Annotated in this window: 3 protein-coding genes; all 3 read right to left on the reverse strand. The window is 62.7% G+C overall.

All coding sequences use genetic code 11. The features are described 5' to 3' along the window. The coding region (locus B3D39_RS10970) for a TRAP transporter large permease (protein WP_286789680.1) at positions 1–1,185 on the reverse strand (1,185 nt) is incomplete at its 3' end. 3 nt (positions 1,186–1,188) lie between these two features. Beyond that, complete coding sequence (locus B3D39_RS10975; protein WP_078570326.1) at positions 1,189–1,872, reverse strand: TRAP transporter small permease; 684 nt, start codon at positions 1,870–1,872, stop codon at positions 1,189–1,191. Positions 1,873–1,985: 113 nt separating this feature from the next. Beyond that, positions 1,986–2,898: DctP family TRAP transporter solute-binding subunit (locus B3D39_RS10980; protein ID WP_286789681.1), on the reverse strand; the 913-nt coding region annotated here is incomplete at its 5' end.

The raw sequence follows: 2,898 nt of genomic DNA on the forward strand, positions 1-2,898 counted from the left end.
CATGTTCACCACCATGATGATGCCGAGATGGATCGGATCGACCCCCAGCTCGATCGCGATCGGGAAGACCAGCGGCGCGACGATCAGGATCAGGCCCGAGGGCTCCATGAACTGACCGCCGATCAGCAGGATGATGTTGACGATCACGAGGAACATGATCTTGCCCAGACCCGCGCCGAGGAGGGCCTCGGTGATCTTCTGCGGGATCTGCTCGTCGGTCAGCACGTGCTTGAGGATCAGCGCGTTGGCGATGATGAACATCAGCGTGATCGTCAGCTTGCCCGCCTCGAACAGCGTGTCGCGCGTGCCCTTGTGCCAGATCGCGGTGAAGATTGCCTGCGGCTTCTTCAGAAGCGAAGTTTTCTGCTCGCCCTCATCGAGCGGGCCCATGTCGCGATAGATGAAGTTCGCAACGAACCACGCATAGACGGCGGCGACGGCAGCGGCCTCGGTGGGGGTAAAGATGCCCCCGGTGATGCCGGGGATGCCGTAGAGGCCGACCATGATGATCGCGATCAGCATCAGACCCCAGAACGCGTCGACGAAGCTTGCGGCGACTTCGCCCCAGCCCTGCCACTCGCCTTTCGGCAGGTTGCGCTTGATCGCGAAGAACAGGATCGTGGCCATCAGCATCACGCCCGCCAGAAGGCCCGGAATGACGCCCGCGAGGAACATCCGACCCACCGACACGTCGGTCGCCGAGGCATAGACCACCATCACGATCGACGGCGGGATCAGGATGCCCAAGGTGCCCGCGTTACAGATCACACCGGCGGCGAAATCCTTCGAATAGCCCACCTGCCGCATCGCCGCGATGACGATGGAGCCGATCGCGACCACGGTTGCAGGCGACGAGCCCGAGAGTGCCGCGAACAGCATACAGGCGAAGACGCCCGCGATGGCCAAACCGCCTGGCAGGTGGCCCACCACGGCGATGGCGAAGCGGATGATGCGCTGCGCCACGCCGCCCGTCGACATGAAGCTCGAGGCGAGGATGAAGAACGGGATCGCCAGCAGCGTCGCGTGGTTGTCCATCGCGTCGTAGAGCGACTGCGCGATGGAGGCGAGCGAGGCGTCCGAGAAGATCAGCAGGAACAGCGTCGACGCGAGGCCCAAGGAGACCGCGATCGGCACGCCGATCAGCATGAAGCCGATCACCATCACGAAAAGGAACAGGATATCCATGCCTCAGTCACCCTTGTTGATATGGGCCACGTCGGCCACTTGGTCTTCGGCTTCATGGCTCACGATCAGCGCCGAACGCTTGCCCACGGCGACCCCGATTGCCGCCTGCACGAAGCGGATCAGCAGAAGCGTCACGCCGATCGGCAGGATCAGGTAAGGGATAAAGCGCGGCAGCTTGTCATAGGCCTCGCCCATGTTGAACCGGTCGCCCAGCCAGACGGCGAGCCAATGCGCGATCGGCACCTGATCGGTCTCGTAGAAGGCGCGGTCGCGGGTGTCTTGGAAACCCGTCGGGAACCAGCGGCCCGAGGTCTGCTCGAACCCGGCGAAGGGCGCCCAGTAATCCCATGCGCCTTTCAGCAGCAGCACCGCGTAGAGAATGCACAGGCCCGCCGCGACGAGGCTCATGGCCTTGCGCGGCCCGGGGCGCAGCATGTTGATGATCGCATCGACGCCGAGATGCGCGGTCACTTTCACCGCGTAGCTCATACCCAGCAGAACCAGCCAGGCGAAGAGGATCAACGTCGTCTCCAGCCCCCAGATCAGCGAGGAGTTGAAGACGTAGCGCAGCACGACATTGACGAAGGTGATCACGGTCATCGTGCCGAGGATCAACGCGATCAGCGTCTCCTCCAGATGATGGATCGCCCGCGAAAACCCGTTGCGCGGCTCATAGCGCTGGCTCATGGCTCACTCCGGTCTGAGGTCGAGAGTTGAAAGTGGCGCGCGCGGGCGTGTGGGGGACCGCGCGCGCCGTGAGATCGGGCGACGAGTGGGGGTCGTCGCCCGTCCGTTCCTGATCAGTGCTTGGCGTTGATCGCCTGCGCTGCGTCGATGTTTTCCTGACCGACGTCATCGGTGAACTGGTCCCAGACCGGTTTCATCGCGTCGACCCATTGCTGGCGCTGCTCGGGCGTCAGTTCGCGGATTTCCGCACCGGCGTCGAGGATCGCCTGACGGTTCTCTTCGTTCACCTGATTGATCGCGGCGTTACGCTCTTTGGTCACGTCGTCGAGGATCGACTTGATCTGGTCGCGCATCGCCGGGTCGAGGCTGTCCCACCAATCGACCGAGGTGACGACCATGTAGTCGAGCAGGCCGTGGTTGGTCTCGGTGATGCCGTCCTGCACCTCGAAGAACTTCTTGCCGTAGATGTTCGACCAGGTGTTTTCCTGACCGTCGACAACGCCGGTCTGCAGGGCGCCGTAGACTTCCTTGAAGGCCAGCTTCTGGGCATTGGCGCCCATGGCTTCGATCATGGCAACGGCCACATCGGACGTCTGAACGCGGAATTTCAGGCCTGCGGCGTCGGTCGGCAGCAGCAGCGGCTTGTTGGCCGACATCTGCTTCATGCCGTTATGCCAGTAGGCCAGACCCTGAAGCCCGCGCCGCTGCATCGAATCGAGCAGGGCCTGCCCCTGCTCGGAGGCCTGAAAGGCGTCCACGGCGTCGATGTTCTTGAACATGAACGGCAGATCGAAGAGGCGGAACTGCTTGGTGAACTTCTCGAATTTCGAGAGGCTGGGTGCCGCGAGCTGGACATCGCCCTGAAGCATCGCCTCGAGCACCTTGTTGTCGTCATAGAGTGTGGAGTTCGGGAAGACCTCCATGCACATCTTGCCGTCCATTTCCTCGTTGACGCGCTTTTGCAGCAGCGAGGCGGCGATGCCCTTGGGGTGCTTGTCGGTGTTGGTGACGTGGCTGAACTTGATG

The organism is Thioclava sp. UBA3469, assembly GCF_002378135.1.
Taxonomy (GTDB): domain Bacteria; phylum Pseudomonadota; class Alphaproteobacteria; order Rhodobacterales; family Rhodobacteraceae; genus Thioclava; species Thioclava sediminum.